General features: G+C 72.2%; 14 protein-coding genes and 1 tRNA gene. 10 read left to right on the forward strand and 5 right to left on the reverse strand.

All coding sequences use genetic code 11. From position 1 onward, the window contains the following. Positions 1-107: 107 nt before the first annotated feature. Positions 108-2,423, forward strand: a complete 2,316-nt coding sequence (locus tag O7606_RS01405) for a cellulose binding domain-containing protein (RefSeq protein ID WP_281597154.1) — start codon at positions 108-110, stop codon at positions 2,421-2,423. A 55-nt stretch (positions 2,424-2,478) separates the two neighbouring features. Here O7606_RS01405 and O7606_RS01410 read toward each other — a convergent pair whose 3' ends face one another. Beyond that, positions 2,479-3,489: an LLM class flavin-dependent oxidoreductase gene (locus tag O7606_RS01410; RefSeq protein ID WP_281597155.1), complete on the reverse strand. Its 1,011-nt coding sequence runs from the start codon at positions 3,487-3,489 to the stop codon at positions 2,479-2,481. A gap of 67 nt (positions 3,490-3,556) precedes the next feature. Then, complete coding sequence (locus tag O7606_RS01415; RefSeq protein WP_281597156.1) at positions 3,557-4,036, reverse strand: Lrp/AsnC family transcriptional regulator; 480 nt, start codon at positions 4,034-4,036, stop codon at positions 3,557-3,559. Between the two features lie 101 nt (positions 4,037-4,137). On the opposite strand from O7606_RS01415, the gene O7606_RS01420 reads away from it, so the two are divergent. Next, positions 4,138-5,355 (forward strand): PLP-dependent transferase, encoded by a 1,218-nt coding sequence (locus O7606_RS01420; RefSeq protein ID WP_281599439.1) that lies wholly within the window; start codon positions 4,138-4,140, stop codon positions 5,353-5,355. Here the strand turns inward: O7606_RS01420 and O7606_RS01425 are convergent. After that, positions 5,315-5,388 (reverse strand) — tRNA-Leu (locus tag O7606_RS01425). The genes O7606_RS01420 and O7606_RS01425 overlap by 41 nt on opposite strands. A gap of 107 nt (positions 5,389-5,495) precedes the next feature. On the opposite strand from O7606_RS01425, the gene O7606_RS01430 reads away from it, so the two are divergent. From O7606_RS01430 to polA, 8 genes are all read left to right on the forward strand, one after another. Next, complete coding sequence (locus O7606_RS01430; protein ID WP_281597157.1) at positions 5,496-6,116, forward strand: response regulator; 621 nt, start codon at positions 5,496-5,498, stop codon at positions 6,114-6,116. 55 nt (positions 6,117-6,171) lie between these two features. Continuing rightward, the gene (locus tag O7606_RS01435) at positions 6,172-7,386 is read left to right on the forward strand and encodes a hypothetical protein (RefSeq protein ID WP_281597158.1); all 1,215 of its coding nucleotides are present in this window, start codon (positions 6,172-6,174) and stop codon (positions 7,384-7,386) included. A gap of 290 nt (positions 7,387-7,676) precedes the next feature. Beyond that, positions 7,677-8,834, forward strand: a complete 1,158-nt coding sequence (locus tag O7606_RS01440; protein WP_281597159.1) for a branched-chain amino acid ABC transporter substrate-binding protein — start codon at positions 7,677-7,679, stop codon at positions 8,832-8,834. Between the two features lie 65 nt (positions 8,835-8,899). Further along, positions 8,900-9,841, forward strand: coding sequence for a branched-chain amino acid ABC transporter permease (locus O7606_RS01445; RefSeq protein ID WP_281597160.1), 942 nt, complete (start codon positions 8,900-8,902; stop codon positions 9,839-9,841). Continuing rightward, positions 9,838-10,983 carry a branched-chain amino acid ABC transporter permease gene (locus tag O7606_RS01450; RefSeq protein ID WP_281597161.1) on the forward strand — a complete coding sequence of 382 codons (1,146 nt, stop codon included), beginning with the start codon at positions 9,838-9,840 and terminating at the stop codon, positions 10,981-10,983. Before O7606_RS01445 ends, O7606_RS01450 begins: the two co-directional genes overlap by 4 nt. A 67-nt stretch (positions 10,984-11,050) precedes the next feature. Further along, positions 11,051-11,959, forward strand: a complete 909-nt coding sequence (locus O7606_RS01455; protein WP_281599440.1) for an ABC transporter ATP-binding protein — start codon at positions 11,051-11,053, stop codon at positions 11,957-11,959. Then, positions 11,949-12,659 (forward strand): ABC transporter ATP-binding protein, encoded by a 711-nt coding sequence (locus O7606_RS01460; protein WP_281597162.1) that lies wholly within the window; start codon positions 11,949-11,951, stop codon positions 12,657-12,659. The genes O7606_RS01455 and O7606_RS01460 overlap by 11 nt, the downstream gene beginning before the upstream one ends. A gap of 110 nt (positions 12,660-12,769) precedes the next feature. Next, positions 12,770-15,469 (forward strand): DNA polymerase I, encoded by a 2,700-nt coding sequence (gene polA / locus O7606_RS01465; protein WP_281597163.1) that lies wholly within the window; start codon positions 12,770-12,772, stop codon positions 15,467-15,469. A 155-nt stretch (positions 15,470-15,624) separates the two neighbouring features. Here polA and O7606_RS01470 read toward each other — a convergent pair whose 3' ends face one another. Beyond that, on the reverse strand, positions 15,625-16,014 hold the full coding sequence (locus O7606_RS01470) for a DUF3140 domain-containing protein (protein WP_348651130.1): 390 nt from the start codon (positions 16,012-16,014) through the stop codon (positions 15,625-15,627). Next, complete coding sequence (locus O7606_RS01475) at positions 16,001-16,222, reverse strand: DUF2945 domain-containing protein (protein WP_281597164.1); 222 nt, start codon at positions 16,220-16,222, stop codon at positions 16,001-16,003. The genes O7606_RS01470 and O7606_RS01475 overlap by 14 nt, the downstream gene beginning before the upstream one ends. Positions 16,223-16,568: the final 346 nt, after the last annotated feature.

Here is a 16,568-nt window from a genome sequence, read left to right on the forward strand (position 1 = left end):
TCGGCCCGGAATTCCCCGGTTTGCCGGCCTTGGCACCGGACACCCCCGTCGACCAAGGGCAGGTCGACCCGGGCGGGGTGTCGTGCGTCTCACCCGGAGGCACTTCCATGTCCCTGCACCGCTCGCGCCACCGCGCCGTCCTGCTCGCCGTGGCGGCGGCGACCACCACCACCCTCACCGTCGGCACGCTGACCGCGGTGACCGCCTCGGCGGCCGCCGCCGGCTGCCGCGTCGACTACCGGATCACCAACCAGTGGGGCGGCGGCTTCGGCGCCGACGTCACCGTCACCAACCTCGGCGACCCGGTCGCCGGCTGGACCCTCACCTGGTCCTTCGCCGCCGGCCAACAGGTCGCTCAGGCGTGGAACGCCACCGTCACCCAGTCCGGCGCGCAGGTCACCGCCCGCGACGCCGGCTACAACGCGGTGATCGGCACGAACGGCGCCGCGAACTTCGGCTTCAACGCCTCGTGGAACGACAGCGGCAACCCCGTGCCGGCGGCCTTCGCGCTCAACGGCGTCACCTGCACGGGCGCGACCACCCCCACCCCCACCGCGCCCCCCACCACCGCGCCCCCCACGACGCCGCCACCGACCACCCCGCCCCCAGCCACGACCCCGCCACCGACCACCCCACCGCCGACCACGCCGCCCCCCACGACCCCGCCACCCGGCGGGGCGAAGCAGATGGAGCACCTCGACCGGGGGCTGGTCAGCGTCCGCTCCGGCAGCGGGAACCACGTCTCCTGGCGGCTGCTCGGCACCGAGACCACCGGGGTGGCGTTCAACCTCTACCGGGGCGACGTCCGGGTCAACGCCACCCCGATCACCGGGGCCACCAGCCACCTCGACGCCGGGGCCGCCGCCGGCTCGGCGTACACCGTGCGGGCCGTGGTGAACGGGACCGAACAGGCCGCCTCCGCGCCCGCGCTCCAGTTCGGCAGCGGCTACCTCGACGTGCCGTTGCAGATCCCGCCCGGCGGCACGACCCCCGGCGGCGAGGCGTACACCTACAGCGCCAACGACGCCTCCGTCGGCGACCTCGACGGCGACGGCGACTACGAGATCGTCCTCAAGTGGGAGCCGTCCAACGCCAAGGACAACTCCCAGTCCGGCTACACCGGCAACGTGTACGTCGACGCGTACACCCTCACCGGCGCCCGACTGTGGCGGATCGACCTCGGCCGCAACATCCGCGCCGGCGCCCACTACACCCAGTTCCAGGTGTACGACTACGACGGCGACGGCGACGCCGAGGTGGCCGTGAAGACCGCCGACGGCACCCGCTCCGGCACCGGCCAGGTCATCGGGTCGGCCTCCGCCGACCACCGCAACTCCAGCGGCTACGTGCTCGCCGGACCCGAGTACCTCACCATGTTCGACGGCCGCACCGGCGCGGCCGTCTCCACCGTCACCTACGACCCGCCCCGGGGCGCCGTCTCCTCCTGGGGTGACAGCTACGGCAACCGGGTCGACCGGTTCCTCGCCGGCACCGCCTACCTCGACGGGCGACGCCCGTCGCTGATCATGGCCCGGGGCTACTACACCCGCGCCGTCGTCGTCGCCTGGGACTTCCGTGACGGCGCCCTCACCAGGCGGTGGACCTTCGACTCCAACGCCTCCGGCAACGGCGCCGCCGCCGGGCAGGGCAACCACAGCCTCTCCGTCGCCGACGTGGACGCCGACGGCCGCGACGAGATCGTCTACGGGGCGGCCACCATCGACGACAGCGGCCGGCTGCTCTGGTCCACCGGTCTCGGCCACGGCGACGCCGGACACGTCGGTGACCTCGACCCGTCCCGCCCCGGCCTGGAGTACTTCAAGGTCAGCGAGGACGGCAGCAAACCCAGCTCCTGGTTCGCCGACGCCCGTACCGGCCAGATCCTCTGGTCCACCCCGACCGGCGGCGACAACGGCCGGGGCGTCTCCGCCGACATCTGGGCCGGCAGCCCCGGCGCGGAGTCCTGGTCCGCCGCCGTGGACGGCCTGGCCGACACCCGCGGCCGGAACGTCGGCCGCAAACCGTCCTCGACGAACTTCCTCGCCTGGTGGGACGCCGACCCGGTCCGTGAGCTGCTCGACGGCACCCGGATCGACAAGTACGGCGCCGGCGGCGACACCCGCCTGCTCACCGGCAGCGGCGTCAGCTCCAACAACGGCACCAAGTCCACCCCGGCGCTGGCCGGTGACATCCTCGGTGACTGGCGGGAAGAGGTGATCTGGCGCACCACCGACAACCGGGCGCTGCGCGTCTACAGCACCCCCATTCCCACCACGACCCGCGTGTCCACCCTGATGCACGACCCGCAGTACCGCGTCGCCGTCGCCTGGCAGAACACCGCCTACAACCAGCCGCCGCACCCGAGCTTCTTCCTCGGCAACGGCATGTCCACCCCACCCACCCCCAACATCTACCTCCGCTGAACGGTCGCCGAAGGGCCCGGTTCCCACGACGGGGCCCTTCGGCGACCCCCGGGGGTCAGGCAACGGGACGCGGTCCGCCGGCCACCTGCTCCGCGATCAGCTCGAACGAACGCGCCCGGTCCGCCCCGTCGTACACCAGCGCGGTCAGCATCAGCTCGTCCGCCTCCGTCCGCGCCAGCAGCTCGGTCAACTGCCGGCGGACCGTCTCCGGCGAGCCCAACGCCTGACCCACCTGGCGCTGCGCCACGAACTCCCGCTCCAGATCCGAGTACGGGTACGCCGCCGCCTCCTCCGGGCTGACCAGCGGCTCCGGCCGCCCCGACCGCAGCCTCAGGAACGACAACCCGGCCGGACCGGCCAGCCACCGGGCCCGCTCGTCGGTCTCCGCGCACACCGCGTTCACCGCCACCATCGCGTACGGCCGTTCCAGCCACCGCGACGGCCGGAAACTGTTCCGGTACAACGCCAGCGCCGGCTCGGTGTTCGCCGCGCTGAAGTGGTGCGCGAACGAGAACGGCAGCCCCAGCGTCCCGGCCAGTTGGGCGCTGAACCCGCTCGACCCCAGCAACCAGATCGCCGGCTGCTCACCCCGCCCCGGCGTCGCCACGATCGGCCCGGGCCGCTCCCCGCTGAAGAAGCCCATCAGGTCCGCCAACTCCCGGGGGAAACCCTCCGCGGACAGCCCCTCCATCGTCCGGCGCAACGCCAACGCGGTCACCTGGTCGGTGCCGGGCGCCCGGCCGATGCCCAGGTCGATCCGACCCGGGTGCAGCGCCTCCAGGGTGCCGAACTGCTCGGCCACCACCAGCGGCGCGTGGTTGGGCAGCATCACCCCGCCCGAGCCCAGCCGGATGGTGCTGGTGTGCGCGGCCAGGTGGGCGATCAGCACCGCCGGCGCCGACGAGGCGATCGCCGGCATGTTGTGGTGCTCGGCCACCCAGAACCGGTGGTAGCCCAGCTCCTCCGCGCGCCGGGCCAGGTCGGTGGTGTGCCGCAGCGCCGCCCCGGCGGACGTCCCGGCGGCGACCGGAGCAAGATCAAGAACAGACATCGGTACGTCGATCACACGCACTGCCAACCCCTGACCGGCCCGGATCCTTCCCCGCCGACCGCCGACCGCCGACCGCCGACCGTCAACCCGCCCCGCGTACCTGCTCGAAGATCAGGCTGGTCTCGGTGTGCGACACCACCGGATCCACCGCCAGATGATCCAGCACGAAATCCCGCAACGCGTCGCCGGACGCCGCCCGCACGTGCAGCACGTAGTCGTCCGCCCCGGCCACGTGGAACACCGACACCACCCCCGGCAGCCGGGCCGACCGGGCCCGGAACGCGTCCACCGCCGCCCGCTCGTGCGCGGTCAACCGCACCGACACCAGCGCCTGCAACGGCAGGCCCACCGCCGCCGGATCCACGTCCGCGTGGAACCCCCGGATCGCCCCGCACTCCCGCAGCGCCCGCACCCGGGCCAGACACGTCGACGGCGCCACCCCGACCCGCTCGGCGAGCGCGTTGTTCGGCAGCCGCCCGTCGGCCGCCAACACGTCGAGGATCGCCCGATCCACGTCGTCGAGCGCCGCGAACGGCCGTACAACATTCGGTGCGACAGGCATCAGACGATGATCCACCGAATCCCTGTCGACGACAATGCGGACGCGCAGAATCATCTGCGGAACCATTGCCCCGCGACCACAGGATGTTCGACGCTTGCCTCATGGCCGCCCTGGACACCCGGGCCGTGCACGCCGGCCGCGACGACCTCGCCGAGCTGGGCGTCCACGTCCCACCCATCGACCTCTCCACCACCAACCCGCTGCCCTCGGTGCCCGACGGCGGCGACGCCTACCAGACCCTCGCCACCGGAAACCCGCTGCCACCCGGCGGCAACGCCGTCTACCAGCGCCTCTGGAACCCCACCGTGGCCCGCTTCGAGACCGCCCTCGCCCAACTGGAGGAGACCACCGACGCGGTCGCCTTCGCCAGCGGCATGGCCGCCCTGACCGCCAGCCTGCTCGCCGCCACCCGCGACGGGAAACGTCACCTCGTCGCCGTCCGCCCCCTCTACGGCGGCACCGACCACGTCCTCGCCACCGGCCTGCTCGGCACCGACGTCACCTGGGCCCGCCCCGACCAGGTCGCCTCCGCCGTCCGCCCCGACACCGCCCTGGTGATCGTCGAGACCCCCGCCAACCCCACCCTCGACCTGGTCGACCTCACCGCCCTCGCCACCGCCTGCGGCGACGTCCCCCTGCTCGTCGACAACACCGTCGCCACCCCCGTCCTGCAACGACCCGCCCGGCACGGCGCGGCGCTCGTCCTGCACAGCGCCACCAAGAGCATCGGCGGCCACGGCGACGTCCTCGCCGGCGTCGTCGCCTGCGACCGGGACTGGGCCGTCCGGCTCCGCCAGGTCCGCGCCCTCACCGGCGCGATCCTCCACCCGCTCGGCGCGTACCTGCTGCACCGCGGCCTGCAGACCCTGCCGCTGCGGGTCCGCGCCCAACAGGCCGGCGCGGAGAAACTCGCCGCCTGGCTCGCCGGCCACCCGGCCGTCGCCCGCGTCCACCACCCCAGCCACCACGACCCGGCCGGGCTCGTCGGCCGGCAGATGCGCGGCACCGGAAGCCTGCTCGCCATCGAGGTACGCGGCGGCGCGCCCGCCGCCGGCGCGGTCGCGGCGGCCTGCGAGCTGATCACCCACGCCGTCTCGCTCGGCGGCGTCGACACGCTGATCCAGCACCCGGCGTCGCTGACCCACCGCCCGGTCACCGGCGACGCCCGCCCGGCAGCCGGACTGCTGCGGATCTCCGTCGGCCTGGAGGACCCCGACGACCTGCGCGCCGACCTGGCCCGCGCGCTCGACAGCATCCGACCCTCGCGTACGACGTCGGTGTCCCCGGTGGGACTCGAACCCACACTGTCGGAGGTTTGAGCTCCGTTTCTCTACCTATTGGAATACGGGGACGTCCTCGCTCAACGCTGTTGATGCTGCATCACAGGGTACCCACTAGGCTATGGGCGGCGACACCCGGCTGGGCGGGTGTCGGGTTCAGACTGGTGGGAGTAGGGCTGGTGGCGGAGACGCAGACGGATGCCGAGCGCAGGCGCGTGCTGATCGCCGAGGACGAGGCGTTGATCCGGCTCGATCTGGCCGAGATGCTCGTCGAGGAGGGCTACGAGGTGGTGGGGGAGGCCGGCGACGGCGAGACCGCCGTCCGGCTCGCCGAGGAGCTCAAGCCCGACCTGGTCATCCTCGACATCAAAATGCCGATCATGGACGGGCTGGCCGCCGCCGAGCGGATCGCCGGGGCCCGGATCGCGCCGGTGATCATCCTCACCGCCTTCAGTCAGCGGGATCTCGTCGAGCGGGCCCGGGCGGCCGGCGCGATGGCGTACCTCGTGAAGCCGTTCCAGAAGAGCGACCTGGTCCCGGCGGTGGAGATCGCCCTCTCCCGCTACTCCGAGGTCGCCGCGCTGGAGGCGGAGGTCGCCAGCCTGACCGACCGGCTGGAGGTCCGCAAGGCGGTCGAGCGCGCCAAGGGCGCCCTGATGACCACGTACGGCATGAGCGAGCCGCAGGCGTTCAAGTGGATCCAGCGCACCGCGATGGACCACCGGATGACCATGCGGGAGGTCGCCGAGCGGATTCTCGCCGAGACCGCCGGCGGTGAGGTGCCGCAGTCGACTTCCTGACCGCGGCCGTATCGGATTCACCTTTTCCCGGCGCGGGCTGGATAGCATCTCGTCCATGTCCTTCCGGCGCGCGGTGGCGCTGCTCGTTCTGGTCGCCGTCCCCCTGACCGCCTGCGCGCGGTCCACCGACCGCGACGACGACGGTCCGCCGCCGGCGTTGTCGCCGGCGTGGCAGCCGTTGACGCTGCCCGCGCCGCCGGGTCCGGCGGGCCGGTCGCTGCTGCGCGACGCGGCGGTCTGCGGTGACCGCTGGTACCTGGTGGGTGGGCTGGCGGACGCCGCCGGCGAGACCCGCCCGGCGGCGTGGACCAGCGCGGACGGGGTGGCCTGGACGGCCCTGCCCCTGCGGCCGAAGTCGTACTACGGCCGGCAGCACGTGTTCTATTCGGTGGCCTGCCGGGACTCCCGGGTGGCCCTGCTCGGGTCGAAACGGGGCGGCGCGCACGCCAATCCGCGGACGAGCAGTTGGCGGCAGGACGCCGACGGCGGGCTGGCCGAGGTGACCGCCCCGTTCGAGTTGTTCGGCGGGCCGCGGGCGGTGAACGTGGCCCGGATGGTGTCCGGACCGGCCGGCTGGTTGATCACGGGGAACCGGACGGGCGGCGCGGCGAGCTGGGTGTCGCCGGACTCGTCCCGGTTCACCATCGTGGAGGGCGCGCCGGAGTTGGCGTCGGACGCGCGGGGCGAGACGTGGGGTTTCGACGCGGTCGGGTACGGCGACCGGTGGCTGATGGTGGGTGGCGTGGTGCCGGCGGGGCGTACCGACCGGGATCCGTTGGCGTGGACGTCGGCGGACGGGGTGGCGTGGCGGCGGGCGCCGGTGCCGGGCGGCGCGGAGTACGACGAGTTGCAGCGGGTGGTGCTGCTGGACGGGGCGCCGGTGGCGGTGGGGTTGCGGGGCCGGGCGTTCGGCGCGTGGCGGGTCGACCCGGCGGGGTCGGGCGCCGCGTCGGCTGCGGCCGACGCGACGGCGGGGGACTGGCGGGTGGCCGGTGGGTTCGGCGTGGCCCGGGCCGACGGGGTGCCGGGGGTCCGGGGGTTGACGGTGGCCGGCGGTCGGCTCGTGGCGGCGACGGTGGACGGCGGCGGGCACGCGTTGTGGGTGTCGTCGGACCGGGGTGACTCGTGGCGGCCGGTGGCGGGGCCGACGTCGATGCCGGCGGGCGCGGAGCGCGCGGTGGCGCTGGCCGGCGCGGGGGACCGGGTGTTGCTGCTGGTGGACGACGCGACGGCCGGGCGGGCCTTCGTCGCGCCCGTCCCGGCCGGGTGAGCGTCCGGCACGACGGGCGGGGGCCGGGCCGGGGCCGGGTGGGCGGGGGCCGGACCTCCGGTGGATTTTCCAGCGTGTGACGGCCGGAGGATCATCGGTCGGTTTGTTCGTAACGTTTTGGCAAGCCTGCCTTCCAGGCCTTCCTTGACGGATTACCGCTCCAGTACGCTCCGCCATCACGAGCCGTAACGCAGGCGTGCGGATTCTCACCGGAGAGTGGCAGTGTGTGACGGGCGTGACAGCGGGCCTCTCCGGGTGCCGTGCCTGCATCTGGAGGAGGTCAGGAAGCCGTGAGGCGTAGTTATGTACGGGCGCTGGGCGCCGTCGGTCTGGCGGCGGCGCTGGTCGCGACCGCGGGCTGCCAGGACGCCGGCAGCGACAACGAGGCCGGCGGTGGCGACGGCAAGTGCGGTGGCAAGATCGCCATCTTCGGCGCGTTCACCGGCCCGAACGCCGGCCTGGTGCTGCCGTCGCTGAACGGCGCGAAGCTGGCCGTGAAGCAGCACAACGAGAAGAACGCGGACTGCCAGGTCGAGCTCAAGGAGTTCGACACCACGGGTGACCCGACCCAGGCGACGCCGGTGGCGAACCAGGTCGCCCAGGACCAGTCGTTCACCGCGGTGATCGGCGGGCACTTCTCCGGCGAGACCAAGGCCACCATGCCGATCTACGAGGCGGCCGGGCTGGTCATGGTGAGCCCGTCGGCGACCGCCGCCGAGCTGACCACCGCCGGCAACAAGTCGTTCCACCGGGTGGTCGGCAACGACGCGACCCAGGGCGCGGCGGCCGTGACGTACCTGAACAACGTGGTGAAGCCGAGCAAGGTCTTCGTGATCGACGACGGCCAGCCGTACGGCGCGGGCATCATCGCCGAGGTCAAGAAGGGCCTGGGCGCGAAGGTCGTCGGCGAGGACAAGGTCCAGACCGACCAGACCAACTTCGACGCCACCATCTCGAAGATCAAGTCGGCGGGCGCGGACGCGATCGCCTACGGCGGTTACACCAACGAGGCCGCGCCGCTGGTCAAGCAGATGCGCGCCGCCGGGGTGACCGCGAAGTTCCTCGGCTTCGACGGCCTCTACGACCCGGGCTTCCCGTCGGGCGCCGGCGCCGGCGCCGACGGCGCGATCGTGACCTGCCCGTGCCTGCCGGCCGCCGAGGCCGGCGGCACCTTCTCCGCCGACTACGAGAAGGAGTACGGCCAGGCGCCGGGCTCCTACGGCGCGGAGGGCTACGACGGCGCGGTGGTGCTGCTGGAGGGCTTCGCCGAGGGCAAGTCCACCCGCGCCGAGCTGCTGGAGTGGGTGGACTCCTACGACAAGCAGGGCGTGTCGAAGTACATCAAGTTCGACGAGACCGGTGACGTGGACAAGTCCAAGGTCGTCATCTGGGCCTACGAGATCAAGGGCGGCCAGATCACCCCGCAGCAGGAGATCAAGCTCAGCTGATCCACTTCTGGAGCGCGGCCGGGGGCCACGAGCCCCCGGCCGCGTTCGGTGCAAAGGGAGAAATCGTGAATTTCGATGAACTCTTCGGGCACCTGGGCCAGCACACGGTGGACGGTCTGGCGAAGGGCGCGATCTACGCCCTCGTCGCGCTCGGCTACACGCTGGTGTACGGGGTCCTGAGGCTGATCAACTTCGCCCACGCCGAGGTCTTCATGGTGGGCACGTTCACCGTGGTCGGGGTGTGGAGTCTGCTGGGCGCGACCGACTCGCCGCCGCTGGGCACCTTGCTGCTACTGCTCACGGTCGGTCTGCTGGCCGCCGCCGCCGCCTCGGGTCTGACCGCGGTGGTGGTGGAGCGGGTGGCGTACCGCCGGTTGCGCCGGATGAACGCGCCGCCGCTGATCTTCCTGATCACCGCGATCGGCCTGTCGCTGGTGATGTCGGAGGCGTTCGGTCTCTGGCAGGGCCGGCTGGTGGTCGGCATGCCGACCGTGCTGGAGCGCGACGTGGTCTTCACCATCGGCGGCACGGACGTCACCAACACCCAGTTGATCACGGTGGTGGCCGCGCTGGTCATGATGGCCGGGCTGGACGTCTTCATCAACCGCACCCGGTACGGCCGGGGGGTGCGGGCGGTGGCGCAGAACCCGGACACCGCGGCGCTGATGGGCGTCAACAAGGACCGGGTGATCGCGCTGATCTTCCTGCTCGGTGGTCTGCTGGCCGGCGCGGCGGCGCTGCTGTACGCGTTGCGCTACGGCAACACCCGGTTCAACGTCGGCTTCATCCTGGGCCTGAAGGCGTTCACCGCCGCCGTGCTCGGCGGCATCGGCAACATCCGCGGCGCGCTGCTCGGCGGGCTGCTGCTCGGTGTCGTCGAGGTCTACGCGGCGACCCTGACCACGTCGAGCTGGGAGGACGTGGCGGCCTTCGTGGTGCTGGTGGTCGTGCTGCTGTTCCGTCCGACCGGTCTGCTCGGCGAGTCGTTGGGGAGGGCCCGCGCATGACGACGACGATCAAGAAGCGTCCGCTGGACGGCCTGCGGGACGCCACCGGCGGTGTCGGCGCCCGGTTCCGGGCGCTGCCGAAGTGGCAGCGGGCGCTGGCCTTCGCCGCGTTCGTGGCGTTCCTCTACTACCTGCCGCTGCTCGGCATCCCCGGGCTTACCTGGTTGCGCACCGACGTCAACGGCGGCAACAACTGGGCCGGTGTGCTCTTCATCTGCGCGGTGTACGTGCTGATCGCGATCGGTCTGAACGTGGTGATCGGCCTGGCCGGTCTGCTCGACCTGGGCTACGTCGGCTTCTTCGCGGTCGGGGCGTACAGCGTGGCGCTGTTCGGCTCCACCCAGTCGCCGGTGGTCAAGGCGCTCCAGGAGCGCTTCGACATGCCCGAGGGTTGGGCGGTCGCCTGGGCGATCTGCATCCCGCTCGCCATCGCCTTCACGATGATCTCCGGGGTGCTCCTGGGCTGGCCGACGCTGCGGCTGCGCGGTGACTACCTGGCCATCGTCACGCTCGGCTTCGGCGAGATCATCCGGATCGTGGTCCGGAACGTGGAGTGGTCCGGCGGCCCGCAGGGCGTCGCCGCGATCCCCGGCCCGCAGGGCGCGCCGTCGGCCGACAACGACGTGTTCGGCCTGATCGACGCCAAACCGTGGTACTGGCTGGCGCTGACCGTGGTGCTGCTGCTGGTCTTCGCGGTACGCCGGTTGGAGAACAGCCGGGTCGGCCGGGCCTGGCTGGCGGTCCGCGAGGACGAGGACGCCGCCGCGGTGATGGGCGTGTACCCGTTCAAGTACAAGCTGTGGGCGTTCGCCATCGGAGCGGCGCTCGGTGGTATCTCCGGGTTCCTCTTCGCCAGCCGGCAGGGCTTCATCGAGCCGAACCAGTTCAACGCCCAGCTCTCCATCCTGTTCGTGGCGATGGTGGTGGTCGGCGGGGCCGGCAACATGGCCGGCGTGGCGTTGGGCGCGTTCCTGCTGGCGTACCTGCCGGAGCGGTTCCGGGACTTCGCCGACTGGCGGTTCCTGGCCTTCGGCCTGGCGCTGGTGCTGGTGATGCTGCTGCGTCCGCAGGGTCTGATCCCGAGCAGACGACGGGCCCGCGAGTTGAAGGACCGTGCCGAGGAGGTGCCGGCCAGTGTCTGAGAAGGAGATCCCCGACGACGCGCTGGCGGCCGAGGCCGCCACCGAGCCGCACCTGGACGAGATCAAGCTGGCCCGGCCGGCGCCGCGCCAGCGGGAGGTGCTGCTCGACGTCGACCACGTCACGCTGCGCTTCGGTGGCGTGACGGCGCTGGACGACGTCAGCTTCAGCCTCTTCCGGGGTGAGATCCTCGGTCTGATCGGCCCGAACGGGGCCGGCAAGACCACCTGCTTCAACGTGATGACCGGCGTGTACCGGCCGACCTCCGGCGCGGTGCGGTTCGACGGCGGGCAGCAGGTGACCGGCCGCAAGCCGCACCAGATCAACCGGATGGGCATCGCCCGGACGTTCCAGAACATCCGTCTCTTCCCGGAGATGACGGCGCTGGAGAACGTCATGATCGGCACCGACGCCCGGCACAAGACCAGTGTGGTCGGCGCGCTGTTCCGGCTCTACCGGAAGAAGGCCAGGCCGGAGGAGCTGCCGGTGGTCGACTCGACCAACGGTGTCGTCCGGGCCTGGCAGCAGGTCCGCCGCTCCAGCGCGAAGGTCTTCGGCATCTCCCGGCACACGCTGGAGGAGCGGGCCGGCGAGCGCAAGGCCCTGGAGCTGCTCAAGTTCGTCGGCATCGTGGGCCGGGCCAACGAGTTGGCCCGCAACCTGCCCTACGGTGACCAGCGGCGGCTGGAGATCGCCCGCGCGCTGGCCACCGAGCCGAAACTGCTCTGCCTGGACGAGCCGGCCGCCGGCTTCAACCCGGCGGAGAAGGAGGAGCTCAACGCGCTCATCAAGCGCATCCGTGACCTGGGCTACACGGTGCTGCTCATCGAGCACGACATGCGCCTGGTCATGGGGGTCACCGACCGGATCGTGGTGCTGGAGTTCGGCAAGAAGATCGCCGAGGGGACGCCGGCCGAGGTCCGGGAGAACCCGAAGGTCATCGCCGCCTACCTGGGGGAGTCCGTCGATGCTGCTTGAGATCGAGGACCTGACGCTGGCGTACGGGCGGATCGAGGCGCTGCACTCGGTCAGCCTGCACGTCGACGAGGGCGAGGTGGTGGCCCTGATCGGCGCGAACGGCGCCGGCAAGACCACCACCATGAAGGGCATCTCCGGGCTGCTGCCGGCCAAGACCGGGAAGATCCGGTTCAACGGCGAGGACATCACGAACGTCCGCGCCGACCTCCGGGTGGTCCGGGGCATCTGCCAGTCGCCGGAGGGTCGGGGCGTGTTCCCCGGCATGACGGTGCTGGAGAACCTGGACATGGGGGCGTACACCCGCAAGGACCGGGCCGGCATCGCCGAGGACCTGGAGCGGGTGCTGACCCTGTTCCCCCGGCTGCGCGAGCGGCGTAGGCAGGCCGGCGGCACCCTCTCCGGCGGTGAGCAGCAGATGCTGGCCGTCGGCCGGGCGCTGATGGCCCGACCGAAGCTGCTGCTGCTGGACGAGCCGTCGATGGGGCTGGCCCCGATGGTGATCCGGCAGATCTTCGACATCATCACGGAGATCAACCAGCAGGGCACCACCATCCTGCTGGTGGAGCAGAACGCCCAGCAGGCGCTCTCCCGCGCCCACCGGGGCTACGTGCTGGAGACCGGCCGGATCGTCAAGGAGGGCTCCGGCCGGGACCTCCTGCACGACCCGTCGGTCAAGGAGGCGTACCTCGGCGTGGCCTGAGGCGCCCGCGCGTCGGCCGCCCGGACCCGGACGGGGTCGGGCGGCCGACGCGCGTCACGCGCCGTGCCGCCGCCGGGTGATGTCGGGGGTACGGACTAGAGTCGCCTTTCGTGACAGCCACGAACCCGCGCCTGCTCCTCGTCGACGGCCACTCGCTGGCCTACCGGGCCTTCTTCGCCCTGCCGGTGGAGAACTTCTCCACCACGACCGGGCAGCCCACCAACGCGGTCTACGGCTTCACCTCGATGCTGATCAACGTGCTCCGGGACGAGCAGCCCACCCACATCATCGTGGCCTTCGACGTCTCCCGCCGCTCCTTCCGCACCGAGCGGTACGCCGAGTACAAGGCTGGCCGCAGCGAGACCCCGGCCGACTTCGCCGGCCAGGTCAGCCTGGTCAAGGAGGTCCTCGCCGCGCTGCGCGTCCCGGTGGTCGAGAAAGAAGGCTACGAGGCCGACGACGTGATCGCCACCCTCGCCTGCCAGGCCCGCGACCAGGGGCTGGACGTGCTGATCTGCACCGGCGACCGGGACGCCTTCCAGCTCGTCGACGGGCGGACCACCGTCCTCTACCCGCGTAAGGGCGTCTCCGACCTGGCCCGGATGGACGCCGAGGCGGTCGAGGCGAAGTACGGCGTCCGCCCCGAGCGGTACCGCGACCTGGCCGCGCTGGTCGGCGAGACCAGCGACAACCTGCCCGGCGTCCCGGGCGTCGGCCCGAAGACCGCCGCGAAGTGGATCACCCAGTACGGCGGGGTCGAGGGCGTGGTGGCCCAGGCCGACGCGATCAAGGGCAAGGCCGGTGACAGCCTGCGTGAGCGGCTCGCCGACGTGCTGCGCAACTACGACATCAACCGCCTGGTCGCCGACCTGGAGCTGCCGCTGCGCCCCGAGGACGCCCGCTGGCAGGGGTGGGACCGGGAGGCCGTGCACCAGGTCTTCGACACCCTCCAGTTCCGCATCCTGCGGGACCGGCTCTACCAGTACCTCGACGCGGTCGAGCCGGAGGCCGAGTCGGGCTTCGACCTGGCCGGCGTGGTGCTCACCGAGCCGGGCGCGTTGGCCGACTGGCTGGCCGCGCACGCGGCGGCCGACCTGCCGGTCGGGGTGGCGGTCAAGCTCGACACCGGCCCGAACCGTCGGCACACCGCCTCGGTGACCGGGCTGGCGCTGGCCACCGGCGACGGCGCGGCGGCCTGGTGCGACCCGGCGAAGCTGACGCCCGCCGACGAGTCGGCGCTGGCCGGCTGGCTGGCCGACCCGGCGCGGCCCAAGGTGCTGCACGACAGCAAGCCCGCCCTGCTGGCCCTCGCCGCGCACGGCTGGACGCTGGCCGGCATCCACCGGGACACCCAGATCGCCGCCTACCTCGCCCGCCCCGACCAGCGCTCCTACGACCTGACCGACCTGGCGCTGCGGTACCTGCACCGGGAGCTGCGGGTGGACGCGCCGGAGACCGGCCAGCTCACCCTGGAGGGTCTCGGCGACGACAGCGAGGCCGAACAGAACCTCATGCTGCACGCCCGGGCCACCCTCGACCTGGCCGACGCGATCGACGCCGAGCTGTCCCGGGACGGCGAGCAGTCGACCAAGCTGATGGCCGGGGTGGAGCTGCCCCTGATGCGGGTGCTGGCCGAGATGGAACGGGTCGGCATCGCCGCGGACACCGACTACCTGCACGAGCTGGAGGCCCAGTTCGCCGGCGAGGTCAAGGACGCCGCCCAGGCCGCGTACGCGGTGATCGGGCGGGAGTTCAACCTCGGCTCGCCCAAGCAGCTCCAGGAGATCCTCTTCGGTGAGCTGGCCCTGCCGAAGACCAAGAAGATCAAGACCGGTTACACCACCGACGCGGACGCCCTCGGCTGGCTGTACACGCAGACCGAGCACCCGATCCTGGCGCACCTGCTGCGCCACCGGGACGTGGCCAAGCTCAAGGTGACCGTGGACGGGCTGCTCAAGTCGGTTTCCGACGACGACCGGATCCACACCACGTTCAACCAGACGGTGGCCGCCACCGGCCGGCTCTCCTCCACCGAGCCCAACCTGCAGAACATCCCCATCCGCACCGAGGAGGGCCGGCGGATCCGCCGGGCGTTCGTGGTCGGCCCCGGGCACGACTGCCTGCTGACCGCCGACTACAGCCAGATCGAGATGCGGATCATGGCGCACCTCTCCGCCGACGACGCGCTGATCGAGGCGTTCAACTCGGGCGCCGACTTCCACGCCGCGACCGCCTCCTCGGTGTTCGGCGTGCCGGTGGAGCAGGTCACCGCCGACCAGCGTCGCAAGATCAAGGCGATGAACTACGGCCTGGCGTACGGGTTGAGCGCGTTCGGCCTGGCCCAGCAGCTCGGCATCACCGCCGAGGAGGCCCGGGGCCTGATGGAGGACTACTTCGCCGGGTTCGGCGGGGTCCGCGACTACCTGCGCACCGTGGTCGACCGGGCCCGGCAGGACGGCTACACCTCCACCGTGCTGGGCCGTCGCCGCTACCTGCCCGACCTGGTCAGCGACAACCGGCAGCGCCGGGAGATGGCCGAGCGGATGGCGCTCAACGCCCCGATCCAGGGCTCCGCGGCGGACATCATCAAACTGGCCATGCTGCGCGTCGACACCGCGCTGCGCGCGTCGGGGCTGCGCTCCCGGATGCTGTTGCAGGTGCACGACGAGCTGGTCTTCGAGGTCGCCACCGGGGAACGGGAGCCGCTGGCGGAGCTGGTCCGGCAGGAGATGGGCCAGGCGTACCCGCTGTCGGTGCCGCTGTCGGTGTCGGTGGGGGCGGGGCGGGACTGGAACAGCGCGGACCACTGATGTCGCTGTTGTGGGTTTCCGGGGCAGCCCGACCCGCTCCGGGCGGTCAAGCTTGATCCCTGCGCGGGTCGGGCTGCCCCGGAAACCCCGTCGTGGGGCACGGCGGGTGGGTGGTACGCGCTGTTCCGGGGAGAGAGGTCGGCTGAAGCGCCGGGTCACTTGAGGGGGTCGTGGCCCCAGTTCATGAGGGACCAGCGCCAGCGGGTGTCGCGGACGTCGCCGCTGGGGCGCTGGGCCAGGTGCCGGTGGACGTACCCGACGACCTTGCGCATGTGCCGGTAGTCGGCCGAGGTGAGGTCGGCGCGTTTACGGCGGAGCAGGTCGACGATCCGCCGGCCGGAGGCGTGGCCGACCGACTCACCGCCCTGGCTGCCCTTCTTCCGCCAGCCGACGTGCTTGGACGCGTCGCGCTCCAGCCAACGGGAGAGCTCGGCCGGGGTCATGTTGACCGCGTCGGTGAACTCGCGGTAGGTGTCCCGGTCGTCGTCCCGGCCCTGGTCGCCGCCGGCGGGCGGCCGGTCCCGGGCCTGCTCATTCCGGGTCATGGCGCAGCGCCTCCGGGCGGTGGGCGACGTCGCGGCCCGAGTGGTCGTTGCGGATCCGGTACTGCGGCGCCTCCGGGGAGGCGGCCACGGTCCGGCCCCGGACCCGGGTCCGTTCGGTGATCTCGCCGGTGACGACACCGTGGCCCCGGCCGCCGTGGCTGGCCCAGGAGACGTGGTCGCCCCGCCGGAACTTCCTCTGCTCGGCCATACGCTGCGGCTACCCGGCCGACGTCCGCCGAAACGCCACCACCGGGCGGCGGCCGACGCCGGTCAGGGGGTGATCTCGTCGACGGCCAGCTTGATCGGGAACGGCTTCGACGCGGGGGGCGTCGTCCGGCCGGGCGGTCAGGTCCGCCAGCGTGTAGTCGGCACGCTGCTGCCGCATCGGGTCCGGACACCAGCGGCCAGGTGATGTCGGGACGGGTTCGGCGATCACCAGGTGAGCGTAACGCCGCTGGTGGCGATCAGAGCGGACAGTCGGTGCCGACGCACGGCGCCGCCGTGCGCGGGCAGCCGTGGGACCGGTCGACCGGGACACCACGGGCGGATGCCGG

Source organism: Micromonospora sp. WMMD882, assembly GCF_027497255.1.
Classification (GTDB): Bacteria; Actinomycetota; Actinomycetes; order Mycobacteriales; family Micromonosporaceae; genus Micromonospora.

Excerpts from the sequence above, each read along its gene's own strand:
- O7606_RS01405 (WP_281597154.1), top strand. The coding sequence starts at position 108 with ATGTCCCTGCACCGCTCGCGCCACCGCGCCGTCCTGCTCGCCGTGGCG.
- O7606_RS01415 (WP_281597156.1), bottom strand. The coding sequence starts at position 4,036 with ATGCCTGTCGCACCGAATGTTGTACGGCCGTTCGCGGCGCTCGACGAC.
- O7606_RS01420 (WP_281599439.1), top strand. The coding sequence starts at position 4,138 with ATGGCCGCCCTGGACACCCGGGCCGTGCACGCCGGCCGCGACGACCTC.
- O7606_RS01435 (WP_281597158.1), top strand. The coding sequence starts at position 6,172 with ATGTCCTTCCGGCGCGCGGTGGCGCTGCTCGTTCTGGTCGCCGTCCCC.
- O7606_RS01450 (WP_281597161.1), top strand. The coding sequence starts at position 9,838 with ATGACGACGACGATCAAGAAGCGTCCGCTGGACGGCCTGCGGGACGCC.
- O7606_RS01460 (WP_281597162.1), top strand. The coding sequence starts at position 11,949 with ATGCTGCTTGAGATCGAGGACCTGACGCTGGCGTACGGGCGGATCGAG.
- O7606_RS01470 (WP_348651130.1), bottom strand. The coding sequence starts at position 16,014 with ATGACCCGGAATGAGCAGGCCCGGGACCGGCCGCCCGCCGGCGGCGAC.
- O7606_RS01475 (WP_281597164.1), bottom strand. The coding sequence starts at position 16,222 with ATGGCCGAGCAGAGGAAGTTCCGGCGGGGCGACCACGTCTCCTGGGCC.